Below are 19,143 nucleotides of genomic sequence, written 5' to 3' on the forward strand. Positions count from 1 at the left end.
GTCCCCCTAACAAATCACAAATTAACCCTTCCACTTCATGTTTTGAAGTTGATTCATTTGTCGTAAATCAACTTGTATGACTAATTACAAAAATAGTGAAAATCCAACTTTAAACGCATGCATTCCATTTATTTAAATCAATTTGGAATTGTTCTAAACAGAACTTATGCAATCCCGCTATCTTTCTTTGCAATCCACTATTTTGCATTTATTTCTTTCAAAAAAAAAGGTGATTTATATTATCAAATCACCTTTTCCTTTTATATACTTTCTACAGTTATATCAATGTCTTTTAATGCTTTCACAGTTTCCAAAGGATCTGTCGCGTTGAAGACAAATGAACCTGCCACCAGCACATCTGCTCCCGCTTTCAATAACTGTGCTGCATTCGCAGTCGTTACTCCCCCATCGATTTCAATCAGCAGTCCATCATTCACGCCTTGTGCCATCGTCCTTAGTTCCTGCACCTTGGCGTAGGTATTCGGAATAAATTTCTGACCACCGAACCCTGGATTAACAGACATAATACACACCAAGTCTAAATCTGCAAGAACATCTTTTAATAGAGCAACCGGTGTATGTGGATTCAATGCGACACCAGCTTTACATCCCAATTCTTTTATAGCAGCTATTGTACGATGCAAATGTGTACATGCTTCGTAATGCACTGTAATGATCTCAGCACCCGAATCTTTACATACTTGCAGATAACGATCGGGGTCAACAATCATCAAATGTACATCCAAAGGTTTAGCAGCATGTTTTGCAATAGCCTGCATAACTGGAAATCCAAAAGAGATATTTGGAACGAAAACCCCGTCCATAATATCAATATGAAACCAATCTGCCTCACTGTTGTTTACCATGATAATATCATCGTATAATTTTGCAAAGTCTGCAGCAAGAACGGATGGTGCAATTAGATGTGATTTTGTTGACATGTTGTATTTTTTTTGCAAAGATAACAAGTATTTTTTGTTCATCACAGCATTTACCCGATTTAATACCTACAAACGACAATTGGCAGAAGCTGCAGAAAATAAATTATAACTACATTTGTATATTAACATTATATTAAAAATATAGCTCACAGTGGGAAGACTAAAAATAAAGTACAAAAGAGAATTAAATACAACGGAGAACCTCGTCCGAAAAATTGGATTAATACTTATCACTATTATTCTGATCTGTATATTCCTTCCCAAACAGCCTCGTTTTCGCTATGAATTCCAAAAGGGAAAAGTATGGAATCATGAGAATCTGATATCACCTTATAATTTTGCCATATTAAAAACGCAGGAAGAATTGAATGCGGACAAGAAAAGTATCTTGAACACGATTCAACCGATTTATAATGCCAATACGACGACAAGCAAAGAGCAAATTGATCAGTTCAATACCGATCTGGCCGAAAAATGGCAAAGCAGCAAGCTGGATACAACACATGAGAATATTGCGGATTATAGAAATGCCGGCAATGCCATCTTAAGCCATCTCTATGGCAAAGGCATCCTTTCATTGAACAATCGGTTTCAGAACCGCAGCAATGACAAATCTCCAGCTTCCAAGCATTACAATTTCACACTGATCCAGGACAAAGTTGCCAGTCAAAAAAACACGGCTGACTGTTACACCATCGAAAGCTCTTATGGGTATATGGATGAGATCATGCCCAAATTGACCAAAATAAAACAAAAGAGCTGGCTCGAGGAGACTTTAAAAAACTATATTACCATTAACTATAGTTATAACGACCAGCAGACGGAGGCCTTGGAACAGAATGCCATTGCTAATATTTCAGCGACACGGGGTGTAGTCCAAAAAGGCGAACTGATCGCCGAAAAAGAAAAAATAATTTCCAATGAAACTTACCAGAAACTCGAATCGCTCCGGAAGGTATACGAAGATGAAGGCAAGATCAGTGGTAATCAAAATTATGTGACATTAGGGCAATTTCTAATCATCTCGCTCGCCCTTTCAATTCTAATGGTTTTCCTTTTTCTTTTCCGCAAGGACATCTATTTCAACAACAGATTGCTGGTCATTATCATGATTGTCATTATAGGTATGCTCGGCGTCCTATCCTGGGCCATTAAAATCAAGATACCGAATCTCTATTATATGCCGTTTTGTGCCGTCCCCATTATTATTCGTATTCTATTTGATACGCGTGTGGCGCTAAATATCCATCTGTTGATGGTGCTGTTGGCGGGTCTTTTTGTACCAAATAGTTTTGAGTTTGTCTTCCTGCAATTTATGGCGGGCATCGTTGCGATCTATAGTATTAAAACATTGGTCAAACGGGAGCAGCTGTTCATTTCCTCGGCTATCATCCTCGGCACCTATTGGATTGCTTATATCGGCTTGGTCGTCACCAGAAACGGATCAATAGACACCATTTACTGGTCTGACCTTCTTCCCTTTTTCGTAAGCGTCATGATCACCTTATTGGCTTATCCGATGATCTATGCATTCGAAAAGTTGTTTGGCATTGTCTCTGATCTCACACTCATGGAACTTACCAATAGTAATTCCAAATTATTGCGGGAACTTTCTTTTAAAGCTCCGGGAACCTTTCAGCACTCCCTACAGGTGGCTAATCTAGCGGAAGCCGCTATCTACAAAATCGGCGGGAATCCACTGTTGGTCCGCGCCGGAGCCCTATACCACGATATCGGAAAATTGACAAACCCTCAATTTTTCATCGAGAATCAGAAGACAGAAAAAAATCCGCATGACGAGCTTTCACCGGAACAAAGTGCGCAGATTATTATATCACATGTCATCAAAGGGGTCGATATTGCCAAAAAACATCAATTGCCCGACGTGATCCTTGATTTTATCCGCACACACCACGGAACGACGCGTGTTGACTATTTTTATAACGTTTTTGTCAAGAACAATCCCGACAAACTGGTGGATGAGTCTTTATTTACCTACCCCGGCCCTATTCCTTTTTCAAAGGAAACAGCCGTACTCATGATGGCAGATTCGGTCGAAGCCGCATCCCGTGCGTTAAAAGAACCATCGGAAGAATCTATCAATAATCTTGTCGATAAGATTATTGAACATAAATTGATGCGAGGACAGTTCAATAATAGTAACATTACGCTAAAAGATATCACCGAATCGGCAGTTATTTTTAAGGCAATGCTCAAAAGTATCTACCATGTTCGGGTAGATTACGATTTAAGCAAAAAAACAATGTAATTTTAATTGTCAAACAACAAATTGAATTTCAAACGCTTATTGCAACATTACATTTTTTTTGCATTTTTTTTATTATTTAGACTTTGCAGAATCAAATAATTGCCTTATGTTTGCAATGTCAAAACGAGGAAGGGTGCCTGAGTGGCCGAAAGGAACAGTTTGCTAAACTGTCGTACTGGAAACGGTACCGCGGGTTCGAATCCCGCCTCTTCCGCAGACAACAGCGCTTTCAGAGAAATCAGAAAGCGCTTTTTTTGTTTCTGGCGCCAAGGCAGCACCAAAAACAGCACCTTGTTTAAAATCCAGCAGAAAGCGGTTCATGAGAACAAGACAGTTCAAGAACACCAGGGCTGACGTCCTCGGGTTGTGTTCGTATTGTGTTCGTACCACCTTCGGAGATGAACAATCTGGCGACAATTATTGACCTAATTCCGACCAGATAATTCCTGTACAGAGTCTGGTCGGAATCAGGTCAGCATTTGTACAATATCTGTATCGCATCCGAATAAGGTACGAAGCAGGTACGAACAAAAGGCAAGTTACATTCCTGAACATCGTTGTACAGTCTTTAGGCCCCAATAAGTATTGCAAATATTTTATCAATTTATTACATTGTGTTTGATTTTCATAACGCTATTAGATTGTTAAAAGCAATTTGTTCAACTTTGGCAATATGAAACAGCTTAAAAGAACAGGTTATCTACAAATTCCCTTCGGTACGCTCGAAATTGTGCTCCTGACAGATGGTTATTTTACACTAGAAACATTACAGCCTACCCTTGCCCCAAAAACACCGTCTCAACTAGTTGAAATGGAACTGCAAAGGCTTTCACTTTCAACAAAGATCTACCAAGCACCCATCATCATCATGCTGATTAAACAACAGAATCGATACATACTCATTGATACTGGTGAGGGACATTATGACACCGACAAAGCCGGAAATTTAATGGAAAGTCTGCTTTTAGCAAATATTGACCGTAATAATATAACCGATATTCTCATTACGCACGCACATCGCGACCATATCGGTGGCATATTAGATGCCGATGGTTCACCCAATTATCCAAACGCAACTTACTACATGGCTAAACCCGAATTTGAGTTCTGGATGTCAGATCGTCCTGATTTTTCGAAGAGCGAAAATCCAGAAATTGCTCAAGCTAGCATCGATTTAATACGAAAAACACTCGTTGCTATTGAGGTCAAATTACAGCTATTTGAACCGGGCGATCAACTATTTTCCTGCATTCATACAGAATCAGCAGCTGGGCATACCCCAGGACATATCATCTATACAATAAAATCCGACAATAGAGCAATTACAAATCTTGTTGATCTGATACATTCACCGATCCTAGTTTCCCAGCCTCATTGGGGAACTCAATGGGATATTGACTTCGATCGTGCTGTGGATAAACGGATAAAAATACTTGATCGCTGTTATCAACAACAGACACTTGTGCTCGCATCTCATATGCCTTGGCCGGGGATAGGCTTCATTGGTAGAAAAAACAACGGTAAAGAATTGGAGTGGATTCCTAAAAACAGCATTAACTAAAATGTCTTTTCCAAAAGACACACAGCAGATAAATAATCTCCTTCAATTCCTGAAATATTCAAAATGCTCTCTTTCATAATTTTTGTTTTTCATCATATCCAATTTTTTGTAGCAAATGACTCAAGGATTATAAAATATCGTTTCTGGTACTATACAAAAAAATACCTGAAACCAGTGATAAGGGGTATGGGCCAATTCAGCTATTTTTGTAGGAAAGAAGAGTGAAAAATGAAAAAGTTAATTGGATGCTATTTTATTATTTTAAGCATCGGACCACTTTGCTTAAAAGCGCAGGAAAATTTAAAGTTTGACGATAATTTCAACGTTTGGAACATACAGAAAGGCCAGTCAGCAACTGTTTTTGCAGCCAAAGCTTACGTCCGTGCTCAACCCAGTCTAAAGGCAGCAATCGTAGATTCTTTATCCGTAGGAAATGTCGTTACGATCAATAGTAATCCCATCAAAGGAAATACACTAAAAAATTTTTATGCTCCTTGGTATGAGATAAGTTATTCCGACGGTAACAGCAAAAAGAATGGATTTATTTGGCTTGGACTATTAGCGCTCGGAAAACAGACCGCATCAGACGGCTCGCAATATATTTACGGTTTTGAACGTTTCACCAAAGGTATCAACGAACAGGAACAGGATCATTTCTCAACCGGGGTAAAGCTTATCGACGCAAATGGAAATTTTCTAGCTGAACACACCTTCCCTTTCGCCTATTCAGAACAAACCTTCTCCCAAAGTAAATTGCTGCCAGCAATGGGGCTGCAAAATGTCAAACACATCATCCGCATTGAATTTCTGGGCGAAGCTTGTGGCATACCCTCTGAATATAACTATGTGGCCTGGACGGGACGGCAGCTGGTTGATCTTCCTAGCCGATATTCGGTTAGTGATGCTGGTGTGTTCTATTACGATGAAAAGATTCTTTTCCCTTCCGAACACGGAAAAAATAATCAGATTATCTATAAATACATTGAAGAGGGAGAAGTTATCGACGATAATGCGGAAAATCCAAATTTTAGGGTCACAAAAAAGAGTGAAGAATTTCTATGGAACGGTATTGGCTTTGAAAAGCTTTCGAAAGCTAAATAGTATTTTAAACAGATTTCAATATACTGAATACATACAAGAATTAATAAATGGAAGAAAAGAATATATATGATTTGTTCTACAGCGGACAACTAGACCTCTTTATTATTGAAGGAGAAAATCAACTACGACAAAACGATCAAGATGTGACGCTTTGGACACACCTCGCCATCGCCTACCACGATCAGCTATTTTATGAGGGCCACGAAGCTATTTTCGATGTGATTCAGGAAAAAATGATTCCCTATTTTCAAAAAGCATTGGCCATCGAACCTAATAATGAAACGACTCTATATCATATACTGAATTATGTTTTAGACAATCAAGCAACACTAGCGCAAATTGGTCGACCAAAATCCCATATTACCGAAGACAATAAAGGTTTATTTATCGAATATGCAAAAAAATTAATCGCTTCCCCGAATATGTCCGGATATGGTCACAATTATTTAACCAATATCTACGAAGGGCTCCAGGATGATACAGCGTTGCTCCCAGCTTTGGAGGCGAGTATTGATTTCGTTAAAGAAACATTCAAGGATGAACGAGAAACCTCTGATCATAATTTTTCCCTCTTTTGGATAAAGAAAATATATCTGCTCGACCGTACAAAACAGATCAACACATCCAATATTTTAGCTTTAATGGAAGCAGATTTTAAGCATTTCATCAGCAGCAACGAAATGAATTATGTGGATCTTGCTGAAATTGCTTACGAAAACAAAGCAATCGACCTAGCATTGCAGATTTTACTTAAGCTCATCAAAGGGGAAAACTCAGCCGTGCATATCCATCAGGAGCTGGTTAAATGGCATACTCGATTTGAAGAATTGATTGCCGAGGGGTATGAGCACCCTGAGGTCTTCTACTATCAGCTTATCATTGAGCGTAATTACTCGGAAGAAATCGGAATCCCCCTTGACTATTATTATCTCCATGCACTCAAATTGATCGACGCCTATCCTGACTCTTACGTCGGTTACCATTTTGCGGCAGCCTATCTCTATGACGAGGGACAGTATGCTGCTGCTATTCCATATCTGACTATGGTAGGCGAACGGAAATGGAACGCAACATCCTGGCGACGTCTAGTTGAATGCACTTTTAAAGCCAATGGAACAGTTTACGATCAGGTCCCTACTTTCAATGACCTTCCCCGTGAATGTTACAATGAAGCTGTTATGCTATCTGATTTCATTCACTCCCTGGACAACTTAACCGCAGTCGATCAGTCTGCACTACAATTGCTCGTCCTCGGACTTTACCGTCAAGCCTACGATGCCTTCAAGGACTATTTTGAACAAAATAAATACGAAAGTGACTATTTTGGAGGCAGTCACAATAGGGCCATGAATTGCAATAATCTAGCTTTAGCTTATAAAGAAGCCGGTGAATTGGAAACCTGTTACGCTATCGCAACCGAAGGATTAAGCTATTCCGACTTTGAAGAACTTCATTTCACCCGAGCCGATACCTTGTCAGCCTTGGAAGATTACGTACGTCTCGAGCAAGTACTTCAACAGTACTTTGACACCTATCAGATCTCGTTGGAAGCCACTCTTGCGCAGCAAGAATTTACTTCAGAAGAAGACGAAGAGGACGAAGAAACGGAGTCTGCCATATTTCCTCCTTGTTACCGCATGCTTATGCATCAAATCGACGTCGAATATCAACTGGGTCGTACAGCGGACATTCAATCCCGGGCGCAACAGCTTCTGGAGTTTATTTACAAATTCTATATTGATCATCCCAATTTAGACGAATATCACTACCGTGACTTTGAAGCGTCAAAGAATGGGATCGAGCATATTATCTATCAGATAACCGAACAGGATAATTTAGCGCAACGCATCTCTTATTACGAACAAATGGCTAAACAATATCCACACGAGGCTCAGCCTCAATATGTGTTGATGCAGCTATATAATGAAAAGAGCAACTACAAAGCCATGAACATCGCTGCGCAGAAATATCTTAAAAATAAACCGGAATTTATTATCGACAATTTCGACAAGGCAAAAACACTCTATCTCATCATTAAAAGCCATTATTACCTTATGGAATTTAGTGCAGGTAAGGAAACATTCCAAAAGCATGATAACTGGGTCCAATCGATCATGGAGCCTAATGACTATGTTCTTTGGTTAAAATTCGGCATTGAACTTTTGGCCGAAAACGGAGCTATAAACGAAGTAGATAAATACGTCAAAGTTTTCAACGGTATTTATGCCCAACACGATTGGGGTTATGACGATGACGTCGAATCGGTTAAATTAGCAGAAGCACATGTGAACTATAAAACTGGGAATCTGAAAAAAGCACACAGCTTACTTGATGAAGTGCTTTCCTATTCGGATCACTCTCCTCTGGCTGATGAATATAAATGTACCTGGAAAAAGCCAGGCTTCTTCTCTGGTTTTAAATTTTAAGTACTTCTTTTGCTTAAAAAAAGAAAGAATTCCAAACGTCGCTCCATGTTATTCGGCCCTCAGAACCCAAATAACATGGAGCGAATAAAAAAGTCCTTAATGCCAAAAAAAGTTAAAAAGGAAGCAGATTCTGCCCAAAACGACTATATTTGAACTGACATGGCAATTAAGCGACTTATACTACTTTTTTTAACCTTAGGTTTTCTGTTAAGTGCACCCGGCGCTTTTGCCTGCCATAAAATGAATGCACACAGCAGTCACACCCAAGATGATGCTACCACTGACAAAAAGGACCATTGTTGTGCAAAATTTAAATCTTCCAAAAAAAAGGCTTTCTGTAAACATCATAAAGCCTGTAAAAATTGTAATTGTCAATGTGCTTATAGTTGTACGATTTTGGCAATTTCCAACCCTCTTGAAAAAGGTCATGAACTTTGCGGTATAGCCATCAAAAAAAATTATAAACCCATAGCGCCAACATTTATTTCTGAAGGATATTTCTGTCCCTGGGTTCCGCCAAAAATAAGTTAATTCTCGTATTGATCATTTATCAATCATTTTTGATTACTTATTTTTATATATTCTTTTATCTAATCATATGAAAATCCAACACTATATCATAACAGGGGCTTTAGTGCTATCCTCTTTGACAAACTATGCACAAGACAACAACACCGTGAACAACAATGTTAAAATTGCCGGGAACTGCGGTATGTGTAAAAAAACAATAGAAAATGCAGGAGCCGCCGCTCAGGCGAAAGTTGAATGGAATGAAGACAACCAAACAGCGACAATAGCCTATGATGCAAAGAAAACGTCCTTAGATGCTGTATTGAAAAGTATCGCTGGAGCAGGCTACGACAATGAAAAATACCTTGCTGCCGAAGACACCTATGCTAAGCTACACACTTGCTGTCAATACGAAAGGAATTTAGCTCCTCCAGCTTCAGACGCCCCCCAAGATGCAACCATTGCAGCGGTAGCTTCAGTAGATAACATCAGCAACGCAAGCAATTTTCAAAAGATCTATGACCAATATTTTCTGCTTAAAGATGCGCTTGTAGCAGCGGATGGTAAACGAGCTGCAGGCCTCGCAAACGATCTTGCCGATGCTATCGCCAAGGTCAAAACTGCTGATCTAACGCAAGCGGAACAGGACGTCTGGAAAACCAAAACAGCATCACTCAAAGCCATTGTAAAGAGCCTACAACAGGCCAAGGATATCAGCAAACAACGAGAATCCTTCGCAATTTTGTCAGAAGATATCTATAGTTTGTCCAAAAACTCAAAACCATCTTCTGCTGTTTATTATCAAAAGTGCCCGATGTTCAATAAAGGTAAAGGTGCCACTTGGTTAAGCCGTCATAAAGAAATCAAAAATCCTTACTATGGCGCAAAGATGCTAACCTGTGGTAGCACAATTCAAACGCTTTAACAAATAACGTCAGTTAATCGACTCTTAAAAGGTTTATCTCGTCGGGAGATAAACCTTTTTTTGTAATTGCTGCCGCAATGATCGATTTTTTATAAACCAAAATAGTATATTTAATATCAGCAGAAATAGGTTCGCTTAAATGACAATATGCGTATATTATAAAACAAGGTTCGATTCATGGAAAAAGTAATTATTACAGGTGGTGCCGGAGCTATAGGTCTTCATTTAACAAAACTATTGGTTGCCAATTTCTATGAAGTTATTATTTTTACTAGAAATCCGAAATCCCATCCCGCACAGCCGAATGTCAGATACGTACAATGGGATCCCTATAAGCAAGAGATAGATGCCAAATCAATTCAGGAGGCCGATTATATCATCAACCTGGCAGGCGCAAACCTCAATGCCAAACGCTGGACAAAAACATATCAGCAAGAAATTATCGCCAGCCGGGTCGAAAGTGGGAAACTGCTCTACCAAAGTCTTAAACAACTACCTAATCAGGTAAAAGCAGTTATATCTGCCTCCGCTATAGGCTGGTATGGAACTGACGATCCCTACCAAAAAAGACCTTTTACAGAAGGAGACCCACAAGGGGGCAATTTTCTATCCTGGGTTTGCAACCTCTGGGAAGGAAGCGTAAAACCTATTGAAACACTGGGAAAAAGACTCGTTGTCTTCCGTTTTGGAGTCGTTATCAGTAAGGATCAGGGAATGCTAAAAGAAATCGGACGCTTCCTACCCTTCCGTTCAGTTCCGATATTGGGTTCTGGCAAACAGATGCTCAGCTGGATCCATATGGATGATCTCTGCCGCATGCTGTTATTTGGTATACAAAATAATACCATAGCCGGGATTTATAATGCCTGCTCGTCCGAACCGCTTCCGCTTGCCGAGTTTACCAAAAGAATAGCGAAACGTCAATACGGTCCATTCTACATACCCCTCCCAGTCCCATCACTGATGATTAAGCTGATGCTCGGAAAAAAAGGAGAGGAAATGATACTCAATGGGACATGGGTGAGCAACAAAAAGATTGTTCAGGAGAAATTCCCTTTTAAATATCCCCTTTTGGACAATAATTGTATAGATAATTTACATATCGATTAATTGTTAATTCGCGTTAATTTCCGCCCTTTTTGGGACAAAATCCGTATATTTGCGGCTTATGAAGATTTTTAGATATGGCGCAAAGGGCTCCGAAAAAGCGGGAGTCATTTTAAACGAAAAGAAATATGATGTTTCGGAAGGAAATTTTCAATATAACCGCGATTTCTTTGCGGATATTGCAAATTTGGAAAAACTTCAAGCATATATAATTGAAAAAGGCGACAAGCTTAAAGAGATAGCCGACGACGAGCGTATTGGTACACCATTGGAAGCTCCTTCCAAAATACTTTGTGTAGGACTTAATTTCGATGATCACGTCAAAGAGACCAAATTACAACAAGCTTCCGAGCCTATTGTATTTATGAAATCTGTATCTGCATTCAATGGCCCTTTTGATGGAATTACCCTTCCGAAGTTCTCTGTAAAATCTGATTGGGAAACCGAATTTGCCATTGTAATTGGAAAAAAAGCTTCTTATGTTACTGAAGAAGAAGCTTTGGACCATGTGTTTGGCTACGTGCTACACAACGATGTGACAGAGCGTGAATTTCAAATCGAGCGTGGCGGAACCTGGGACAAAGGTAAAGGATGTGACACGTTCGCCCCTATTGGTCCGTTTATAGCAACCAAAGATGAAATCACAGATATCGATAACTTAAGAATATGGCTTAAACTTAATGGTGAAATCATGCAAGACGGCAATACAAGTGATTTTATCTATCGTGTGCCCAAATTGATCTCTTATTTAAGTCACTTTATGAGCTTACTTCCTGGCGATATCATTTCCACAGGATCGCCTGCAGGATCTGGCATGGGCAAATCTCCACAAAGATTCCTGAAAGATGGCGATGTCATCGAATATGGTATTGATGGACTTGGATCGGCAAAACAAGTGATTTCAGCTTATCAAGGTTTATAAAAAATAGATATCTGGGTTCTTTCATTCTTTTTCAGTCTGAAAGAGCCCATTTTCTTTCACTTGATTTTATTTTATCCCCGGCATTTGTGTACATTTATATCAACATCATCCATTTGTCCAACTAAAATTGCTAAATCCCTACAGGGTCAATGATTCAACTAAACAACATATCCAAATCTTTTGCGGTAAAAGCGACACGTATTGATGCTTTAAAAGACGTCTCACTGTCTATTGCAAAAGGTGAAATTTTTGGTGTAATAGGCGCTTCCGGAGCGGGTAAAAGTACTTTGATTCGTTGCGTCAACCTTTTGGAAAGGCCAGACAGTGGTCAGGTAATTATAGAAAACAACGACTTGATGTCGCTGCCTGCCAGTGATCTTATGTTAAAAAGAAGGAAAATTGGTATGATTTTCCAACACTTCAATTTGCTATCATCACGAACAGTTTATGGAAACATATCCTTCCCGCTCGAACTTGAGGGCAAATCTAAAGAATTTATCAGCGGAAAAGTGTTGGAGCTATTACGTTTGGTTGGGTTGGAAGACAAAGCCGACGTGTACCCTGCAAATCTTTCAGGAGGCCAAAAACAACGCGTTGCCATCGCGCGTGCATTAGCCAATGATCCTTACATTCTACTTTGCGATGAGGCTACAAGTGCCTTAGACCCAGCAACCACAAAATCTATCCTCAAACTGCTAAAAAAAATCAATAAGCAGCTTGATCTTACGATATTATTGATTACTCACGAGATGGATGTCATAAAAAGTATTTGCGATCAGGTTGCCGTATTAGACCACGGAAAATTGATTGAAACTGGTCCGGTAGAATCAATATTCGCCAATCCTCAGGAAACAACAACCAAAAACTTTATTCAGTCTTCACTTGAAGTTGAAATTCCACTAAGTTTTCAGGAACGCTTGAAAAGCGCTGGAAACCCACTCGTAGAAATCTATCTAACTTCAAATGAAGAATCCATCCCATTTATACAACATTTGGAACAACAATTTCAAGTCAAGACAAATATCATCACCGCTCAAATAGATTATATTGGCGAAATGAAATTTGGTGTTATATTAGCCGAACTATCGGGTGAAAAAGAAAATGTTATGCATAGTCTATCTTTCTTAAAAGAAAAGCATTCACAAACTAAAATCTTAGGCTATGTCTGATCAGGTATTTAATCTTCTGCTATCGGGTACTTTAGAAACCCTAACCATGACTTTCTTATCAGGTTTCTTTGGTTTTGTACTGGGTCTTCCACTCGGGATTTACCTGTTCTTGACCCGCAAACATCAACTGCTTGAAAACAAAGCCATGCACCAACTTGTTTCATTGCTAGTGAATGTGTTTAGGTCTATCCCCTTTATTATACTTATCGTATGGATGATTCCGTTTACACGCAACCTTGTCGGAACATCTATTGGTATGGCCGCAGCATTGGTTCCCTTGAGTATAGGTGCAGCTCCCTTTATTGCAAGACTTGTGGAAAATAGTCTTCTAGAAATTCCAAATGGCCTGATTGAGGCCTCAAGAGCAATGGGAGCAAATGCCCAACAGGTAATTTTAAAAGTTTTACTTCCTGAGGCTCTCCCCTCGCTGGTAAACAATGCAACAATTACGTTGATCACACTTGTTGGATACTCCGCGATGGGTGGCGCTGTAGGTGCCGGTGGACTTGGACAGATTGGTTATCAGTATGGTTATGTCGGATATGATACTTTTATCATGAATTCTGTTCTAATTTTATTAATTTTAATCGTATTCCTGTTACAGTATACAGGAGACTACATCTCAAAAAAAGTAAACCATCGTTAACATAAATTATATCATATGAAAAAATTGAACTATGCATTTGCGATCTTAGCCTTCAGTCTCGTATCGATTGTGGCATGCAACAACAGCGAAAAGAAAGAGAATACCCTTAAAGTCGGTGTGGTATCCGGACCAGAAAAGGAGCTTGCAGAAACGGCTAAGAAGGTTGCAAAAGAAAAGTTCAATCTTGATGTGGAGTTGGTAGCTTTCAACGACTATGTTGTGCCCAATGAAGCCCTAAATCAAGGAGATATCGATGTAAATGTATTTCAGCATCAGCCTTATTTACAGGAACAATCCAAACAACGCGGTTTTACAAAGTTAACCATCGTCGGAAACACATTTGTATTTCCGATCGTTGCCTATTCTAAAAAAATAAAAAGCATCACCGAGTTACAGCCTGGCGCCAGTATTGCCATCCCCAATGATCCTACCAATGGTGGCCGCTCACTTTTACTTCTCCAACGCGAGGGCATTATCGGCTTAAAAGAAAATGTAGGCATACAGCCTAAAGTAACAGATATAGTAAGCAACCCTAAGCAGGTTAAAATCATTGAGATGGAGGCACCACAGTTGCCGCGCGTTCTGGATGATCCTCAGGTTACAATTGCCATCATCAACAATAGTTTCGCCGCTCAGGCTGGGTTGGATCCCGAAAAACAAGGCTTATTCACAGAAGACAAAGAATCACCTTACGTTAATCTGATTGTTGCCCGTTCGGATAATAAAAACGATGAAAAGGTGCAGCAGTTTATTCAAGCGTATCAGTCACCTGAAGTGGAAGCTACCGCAAAAAAAGTCTTCAAGAATGGCGCCATTAAAGGCTGGTAAAATTTTTAAAATACAAGTGATAGCATCAGATCAATTATGCCCCTGTGGCTCTGGCAATACCTTTGGAGAATGCTGCCAACAAATTCATCGTTTCCATGCCAAAGCAACCACAGCAGAGGCATTGATGCGTGCACGTTATAGTGCTTTTGTGACACAACAGATCGATTTCCTATACGATACATTTCACCCCTCAACACGACGGTTCCAAAATAAACAGGCCATTGGGCAATGGGCGCGGGACAATAAATGGATGCAACTCGCGATCCTGAAATCTACACTCCATACGGTCGAGTTTGAAGCACATTATCTGGATCCACAGATGGAAGTTCATATTCACCATGAAAAGTCTACCTTCAAAAAACAAGGTGATTTATGGTACTACGTTGACGGGCGCTGATATAAATAGTTTGCTTGCAAGCCATTGGAAAGCATACCAGACTATCAACAACAGCTTGCAAGCAGCTTTCCGTTCCATAAAAATTCTCTTCTATGAAATAAAATGTGGTTTCAACTAAGTCCTTATTTTTGCTCATAAAAAAGCAGTCTCAACGGGGATGTCAAGACTGCTTTTCTGCAACGAATATTCGTTAGTTATTTCTATTAGATCGCCTGTTCAGTATCTTCGCGATAAGGAGCTTCTTCATCAAACTCACCCTCCCATTTAGCAACAACAACGGTTGCCAAACAATTTCCGATCACATTTACAGAGGTACGCGCCATATCCATGAGTTCATCGATACCTAAAATGGCAGCAATGACAAATGTTGGTAAACCAAACTGATCCGCTGTCGCAATCAAAATAATTAATGAAGCTCTTGGGACAGCAGCAACACCTTTGGAGGTAATCATCAATGTAAATGCAATCATCAATTGATGTCCAAACGACAAATGGATACCAGCCGCCTGAGCGACAAAGATGGCAGCCAATGATAAATAGAGTGAAGTACCATCCAAGTTAAAACTATATCCTGTCGGAATGACAAACGAAACAATCTTACGTGGCACACCAAATTTCTCCATTGCGCTCATTGCTTTCGGTAATGCCGCATCTGAACTTGTAGTGGCAAATGCAATGGAAACAGGTTCCTTAATCGCATTTATAAAACGTTTCACAGGTATCTTTAAATACAAAGCTACAGGAAGCAATACCAAGCATAAAAAGCATACTAAAGCAAAATACAGCGTCGCTAAAAGCATGAAAAGATTCTTAAGGATATCGACACCGAGATGCCCCACAGTATAGGCCATGGCAGCACCAACCCCGATAGGCGCAAAGTACATAATCATGTTCGTAAACTTAAACATCGTTTCAGACATACTCTCGGTAAAATCAACCAAGGGTTTACGCTTTTTCTCATCGACCATTGCCAGGCCAATCCCGAACAAAATTGAAAATACAACAATCTGTAAAACTTGGTTATCCGCTACAGATTTGACAATATTTTCAGGAAACAAGTCGCGTATAAAAGAAGTGAACTTGTATACAGGATGCACATGGTCCGGAAGGGTTTTGAGGATATGCTCATCCATACTTTCCTTCGGCGCAGGGAGTTCTTCATGTGGCATATGTGCAACATCAACGCCCACTCCTGCTCGAGTCAGGTTTATAGCACCTAAACCAATAAAAATAGCACATGTCGTTGCGCAAAAGAAATAAAGCATCGATTTCCATGCCATACGTCCCACCTGTTTCAAATCAGAATGCCCTGCAATTCCATATACAAGCGTAGCAAAGAGAATCGGTCCCACAATCGTCTTGACTAACTTGATAAAACCTTTACTCAAAGGTTGCAGGGAAATCGCTAGATTTGGAAAATCCAACCCGACAAATATCCCCATAATCATACAGGTCAAAATCCAAGTGGTCAAATTTTTCTTAAAGAGCGCATTTACAACCAAAACGGTAGCAACTATCCAACGGACAGCCATTAGAAATTCATGCGAAAAGCCTACAACATCAAATTCGTATAATACAGCAATGATACAAGCTAATGTAACTGTGATTAGGGTTATCAACCCTATTTTGGTTTTTAACATTTAAAAGATTTTAATGGTCAAAAGAACAAAAATAAAAAAATACTATGCTTTTGCAAATATTATTATTCCAAATAGCCAAGATTCACAACAAAATATCGATTTCGCCAAAATAGAAAGGCACAAAAAAGGCAGGAAAATTTCTTATCCTGCCTTATATTTTAACGGAACACTAAATTTATTCCGCGTGTAACCAAGCTTTTTTCGCTAATAGCTCATCGTTCGATTCACGTACATCTTCGTCATCCACACAACAATCTACAGGGCAAACCGCTGCACATTGAGGCTCATCGTGGAAACCTACACATTCCGTACATTTATCTGAAACAATATAATAGACTTCATTAGAGATCGCTTCTTGAGACTCGTTGGCATCCAGTGTAACACCATCGCCAAAATCAATAACCCCATCCAAAGCCGTCCCATCTGAGAATTTCCAAGTTACACCAGCATCGTATATTGCATTATTTGGGCATTCCGGTTCGCAAGCACCACAGTTAATGCATTCGTCTGTAATTTTAATCGCCATTTATAACCTCACAATTATGATAAATAAACTATTTTTGCATTATCAATATGAAACAAAGTCTGATTGAACAATAAGGCTAGTTGATTCACGTTGATTAATGTTAACAGCACAAATATAATACAAATTTGTGTATTCATCTTTTAAAATTTTAATATTTTGACAAAGCAACAACGAATAAATGCATTTGTAAAATTAGGCGAGCGGCTGCAAGAGCGACCTGATGATTTGATTCAAATCATTCAATTCGCCCAACATAAAAACCCCTGGTATACGCCTCAAAATGTTGAACGTGCCATTCAAGCCATTGCTGCCAATTTGACAATAGAAAAGCTGAATCACTGGTTGGCTCCTTATCCAGATCTAAATTCAACGAAAATTGTAGGATTAATTCTGGCCGGCAACATCCCCTTGGTTGGCTTCCATGATATGCTATCGGTACTGATCAGTGGCTTTAGAGCCAAAATCAAAGTCTCATCGGACGACGCAGGATTGACAAGTTATGTGCTCCGCCTCCTTAAACAAATTGCCCCGTCCTTTACCGATGCCTTTGAAATTGTTGACAAACTAAAAGATTTCGATCTGGTTATAGCAACAGGTTCCAACAATAGCTCGCGTTATTTTGACTATTATTTTGGAACCAAACCACATATTATTCGTCGCAATAGAAATAGTGTTGCCATCATCGGTGGACAAGAATCTCCCGACCAGCTTGAATCACTGGGACATGACATCTTTGATTATTTTGGGTTAGGCTGTCGCTCTGTATCAAAGTTATTCATTCCAAAAGATTATCCAATAGCACACTTCTTCGAAGGTATCGCTGCGTTTAACAACGTGACGGAACATTTTAAATATAATAACAATTACGACTACAACAAATCCATTTATCTGATCAACGGCGACAAGCATTTTGATAATGGATTTTTATTGCTAAAGGAGGATGAGCGCACAGCTTCTCCCCTTGCTGTAGTTTATTATGAAACATACGAAACACTGGCTGAAGTTGAAAATAAACTCCAATTAGCGCAAGAAAATATCCAATGTGTTGTATCAGAAATAGCTTTAAATGTGCCCTCGCCAGTATTTCGTTTTGGAGAGAGCCAATGCCCTGCTTTGGATGATTTTGCTGACGGCGTGAATACATTGGATTTTTTATTCGCAAACCAATAAGCTTCCTTTAAATTCATAGTAAATAAATTGCATTAAAAATACTAACTTTGAAATTATGTATATCATTAAAGTAAAAGGTGTCGCCAAAATCCCTGATTATGTTCAATTAAGAGATGATGCCTTCACCTTGCTGGCATATTTTAGAGTCGACCGCCCAGATAAATCACTTGATAAGATTGGATTAGGAGAAAAGGCAGAATATATCATGCAACTGGTTAAAGAAATGCCTTTTGGGCAAATTAAAAAATTAGAATTTTAGCTTCCATGATTGAAAATAAAGTCATTACATTAAAAAACGTTGATATCTTCCAACAAAAACATTTGGTATTGTCCAATGTCAATTTAAACATTGGTAAAGGAGAGTTTATTTATCTTATCGGCCAGTCCGGCAGTGGAAAAAGTAGTTTACTAAAAATCATTTACGGCGATTTATACATCGGCAATGGTGAGGGAATGATTGCGGGCTTTGATCTTAAAAAGCTGCACGAAAATGATGTTCCCTACCTGCGTAGAAAATTGGGTATTGTATTCCAGGACTTCCATCTTTTATCCGATAGAAGCATCGAGAAAAACCTCGAATTTGCACTGAAAGCAACAGGCTGGAAAGATAAGAAAATGATCGATAGCCGGATATTGGATGTATTGGAAAAAGTTGGGCTTCGTTCCAAACTTAAGAAAATGCCACATGAGCTTTCTGGTGGTGAGCAACAACGCATTGTAATTGCCCGCGCATTACTAAATAATCCTGAAATTATTCTGGCAGATGAGCCGACCGGTAACTTAGATCCTGCGACATCAGAAGAAATCGTCTTATTATTGCGTGACATTGCCAATTCCGGAACGGCTATTTTAATGGCAACACACGATTATACCATTATCCGTAATATGCCATCCCGCATCATCAAAACTACTGATGGGGTATTACAGGACAATGTCAGTATCTAGACAGAAAACTGACATATAAAAATAAGATTCCGACAAATTGTTAGGCTTTTTTAATAAAAT

The 19,143-nt window shown here is 39.3% G+C and carries 17 protein-coding genes and 1 tRNA gene; 15 read left to right on the top strand and 3 right to left on the bottom strand.

Features of this window, described 5'->3' with window-relative positions; translation table 11 throughout:
* Positions 1-260: 260 nt before the first annotated feature.
* Entirely contained in the window at positions 261-941 is a 681-nt protein-coding gene (gene rpe, locus B2O97_RS08910; RefSeq protein WP_070561105.1) for a ribulose-phosphate 3-epimerase, read from the bottom strand.
* A 151-nt stretch (positions 942-1,092) separates the two neighbouring features.
* Between rpe and B2O97_RS08915 the strand changes: the two genes are divergently transcribed.
* The 12 genes from B2O97_RS08915 to B2O97_RS08970 all read left to right on the top strand — a co-directional run bounded on the left by B2O97_RS08915 (position 1,093) and on the right by B2O97_RS08970 (position 14,802).
* Positions 1,093-3,210, top strand: a complete 2,118-nt coding sequence (locus B2O97_RS08915) for an HD family phosphohydrolase (protein WP_070561106.1) — start codon at positions 1,093-1,095, stop codon at positions 3,208-3,210.
* A 127-nt stretch (positions 3,211-3,337) separates the two neighbouring features.
* A tRNA-Ser gene (locus B2O97_RS08920) sits at positions 3,338-3,424 on the top strand.
* Positions 3,425-3,883: 459 nt separating this feature from the next.
* Entirely contained in the window at positions 3,884-4,771 is an 888-nt protein-coding gene (locus B2O97_RS08925; RefSeq protein ID WP_286767284.1) for an MBL fold metallo-hydrolase, read from the top strand.
* A 228-nt stretch (positions 4,772-4,999) separates the two neighbouring features.
* Positions 5,000-5,872, top strand: a complete 873-nt coding sequence (locus B2O97_RS08930) for an SH3 domain-containing protein (RefSeq protein WP_070561108.1) — start codon at positions 5,000-5,002, stop codon at positions 5,870-5,872.
* Between the two features lie 47 nt (positions 5,873-5,919).
* Positions 5,920-8,298, top strand: coding sequence for a hypothetical protein (locus tag B2O97_RS08935; RefSeq protein WP_070561109.1), 2,379 nt, complete (start codon positions 5,920-5,922; stop codon positions 8,296-8,298).
* 598 nt (positions 8,299-8,896) lie between these two features.
* Complete coding sequence (locus B2O97_RS08940; protein ID WP_070561111.1) at positions 8,897-9,733, top strand: DUF3347 domain-containing protein; 837 nt, start codon at positions 8,897-8,899, stop codon at positions 9,731-9,733.
* A gap of 177 nt (positions 9,734-9,910) precedes the next feature.
* A complete protein-coding gene (locus B2O97_RS08945; RefSeq protein WP_286767285.1) occupies positions 9,911-10,843 on the top strand; it encodes a TIGR01777 family oxidoreductase in 933 nt (310 codons plus the stop codon).
* Positions 10,844-10,901: 58 nt separating this feature from the next.
* Positions 10,902-11,762: a fumarylacetoacetate hydrolase family protein gene (locus tag B2O97_RS08950; RefSeq protein WP_201639160.1), complete on the top strand. Its 861-nt coding sequence runs from the start codon at positions 10,902-10,904 to the stop codon at positions 11,760-11,762.
* Between the two features lie 149 nt (positions 11,763-11,911).
* On the top strand, positions 11,912-12,931 hold the full coding sequence (locus tag B2O97_RS08955) for a methionine ABC transporter ATP-binding protein (protein WP_112376361.1): 1,020 nt from the start codon (positions 11,912-11,914) through the stop codon (positions 12,929-12,931).
* Positions 12,924-13,577 (top strand): methionine ABC transporter permease MetI, encoded by a 654-nt coding sequence (gene metI / locus B2O97_RS08960; protein WP_286767286.1) that lies wholly within the window; start codon positions 12,924-12,926, stop codon positions 13,575-13,577. The genes B2O97_RS08955 and metI overlap by 8 nt, the downstream gene beginning before the upstream one ends.
* Positions 13,578-13,592: 15 nt before the next feature.
* Entirely contained in the window at positions 13,593-14,405 is an 813-nt protein-coding gene (gene metQ / locus B2O97_RS08965; RefSeq protein ID WP_070561115.1) for a methionine ABC transporter substrate-binding lipoprotein MetQ, read from the top strand.
* Positions 14,383-14,802: a YchJ family protein gene (locus B2O97_RS08970; protein ID WP_070561116.1), complete on the top strand. Its 420-nt coding sequence runs from the start codon at positions 14,383-14,385 to the stop codon at positions 14,800-14,802. Before metQ ends, B2O97_RS08970 begins: the two co-directional genes overlap by 23 nt.
* A gap of 203 nt (positions 14,803-15,005) precedes the next feature.
* Here B2O97_RS08970 and B2O97_RS08975 read toward each other — a convergent pair whose 3' ends face one another.
* Together B2O97_RS08975 and B2O97_RS08980 are read right to left on the bottom strand one after the other, a co-directional pair.
* Positions 15,006-16,442: a dicarboxylate/amino acid:cation symporter gene (locus B2O97_RS08975; protein WP_070561117.1), complete on the bottom strand. Its 1,437-nt coding sequence runs from the start codon at positions 16,440-16,442 to the stop codon at positions 15,006-15,008.
* A gap of 175 nt (positions 16,443-16,617) precedes the next feature.
* Positions 16,618-16,968 (bottom strand): 4Fe-4S dicluster domain-containing protein, encoded by a 351-nt coding sequence (locus B2O97_RS08980; RefSeq protein WP_046672889.1) that lies wholly within the window; start codon positions 16,966-16,968, stop codon positions 16,618-16,620.
* A 156-nt stretch (positions 16,969-17,124) separates the two neighbouring features.
* On the opposite strand from B2O97_RS08980, the gene B2O97_RS08985 reads away from it, so the two are divergent.
* The 3 genes from B2O97_RS08985 to B2O97_RS08995 are packed head-to-tail and all read left to right on the top strand — an operon-like array spanning position 17,125 to position 19,083.
* On the top strand, positions 17,125-18,138 hold the full coding sequence (locus B2O97_RS08985) for an acyl-CoA reductase (protein ID WP_286767287.1): 1,014 nt from the start codon (positions 17,125-17,127) through the stop codon (positions 18,136-18,138).
* A gap of 55 nt (positions 18,139-18,193) precedes the next feature.
* Positions 18,194-18,397 (top strand): fructose-6-phosphate aldolase, encoded by a 204-nt coding sequence (locus B2O97_RS08990; RefSeq protein ID WP_070561119.1) that lies wholly within the window; start codon positions 18,194-18,196, stop codon positions 18,395-18,397.
* A gap of 5 nt (positions 18,398-18,402) precedes the next feature.
* Positions 18,403-19,083: a cell division ATP-binding protein FtsE gene (locus tag B2O97_RS08995; RefSeq protein ID WP_070561120.1), complete on the top strand. Its 681-nt coding sequence runs from the start codon at positions 18,403-18,405 to the stop codon at positions 19,081-19,083.
* The last annotated feature ends 60 nt before the right edge of the window (positions 19,084-19,143 follow it).

Origin of the sequence: Sphingobacterium sp. UBA865 (assembly GCF_002295765.1) — a bacterium.
Lineage (GTDB): Bacteria > Bacteroidota > Bacteroidia > Sphingobacteriales > Sphingobacteriaceae > Sphingobacterium > Sphingobacterium multivorum.

Bases quoted from the DNA above. Each gene is read 5' to 3' on its own strand.
- B2O97_RS08930 (WP_070561108.1), top strand. From the start codon at position 5,000: ATGAAAAAGTTAATTGGATGCTATTTTATTATTTTAAGCATCGGACCA.
- B2O97_RS08925 (WP_286767284.1), top strand. From the start codon at position 3,884: ATGAAACAGCTTAAAAGAACAGGTTATCTACAAATTCCCTTCGGTACG.
- B2O97_RS08940 (WP_070561111.1), top strand. From the start codon at position 8,897: ATGAAAATCCAACACTATATCATAACAGGGGCTTTAGTGCTATCCTCT.
- B2O97_RS08935 (WP_070561109.1), top strand. From the start codon at position 5,920: ATGGAAGAAAAGAATATATATGATTTGTTCTACAGCGGACAACTAGAC.
- B2O97_RS08975 (WP_070561117.1), bottom strand. From the start codon at position 16,442: ATGTTAAAAACCAAAATAGGGTTGATAACCCTAATCACAGTTACATTA.
- B2O97_RS08970 (WP_070561116.1), top strand. From the start codon at position 14,383: ATGGCGCCATTAAAGGCTGGTAAAATTTTTAAAATACAAGTGATAGCA.
- rpe (WP_070561105.1), bottom strand. From the start codon at position 941: ATGTCAACAAAATCACATCTAATTGCACCATCCGTTCTTGCTGCAGAC.
- B2O97_RS08950 (WP_201639160.1), top strand. From the start codon at position 10,902: ATGAAGATTTTTAGATATGGCGCAAAGGGCTCCGAAAAAGCGGGAGTC.
- B2O97_RS08945 (WP_286767285.1), top strand. From the start codon at position 9,911: ATGGAAAAAGTAATTATTACAGGTGGTGCCGGAGCTATAGGTCTTCAT.
- metQ (WP_070561115.1), top strand. From the start codon at position 13,593: ATGAAAAAATTGAACTATGCATTTGCGATCTTAGCCTTCAGTCTCGTA.
- B2O97_RS08995 (WP_070561120.1), top strand. From the start codon at position 18,403: ATGATTGAAAATAAAGTCATTACATTAAAAAACGTTGATATCTTCCAA.
- metI (WP_286767286.1), top strand. From the start codon at position 12,924: ATGTCTGATCAGGTATTTAATCTTCTGCTATCGGGTACTTTAGAAACC.
- B2O97_RS08955 (WP_112376361.1), top strand. From the start codon at position 11,912: ATGATTCAACTAAACAACATATCCAAATCTTTTGCGGTAAAAGCGACA.
- B2O97_RS08980 (WP_046672889.1), bottom strand. From the start codon at position 16,968: ATGGCGATTAAAATTACAGACGAATGCATTAACTGTGGTGCTTGCGAA.
- B2O97_RS08990 (WP_070561119.1), top strand. From the start codon at position 18,194: ATGTATATCATTAAAGTAAAAGGTGTCGCCAAAATCCCTGATTATGTT.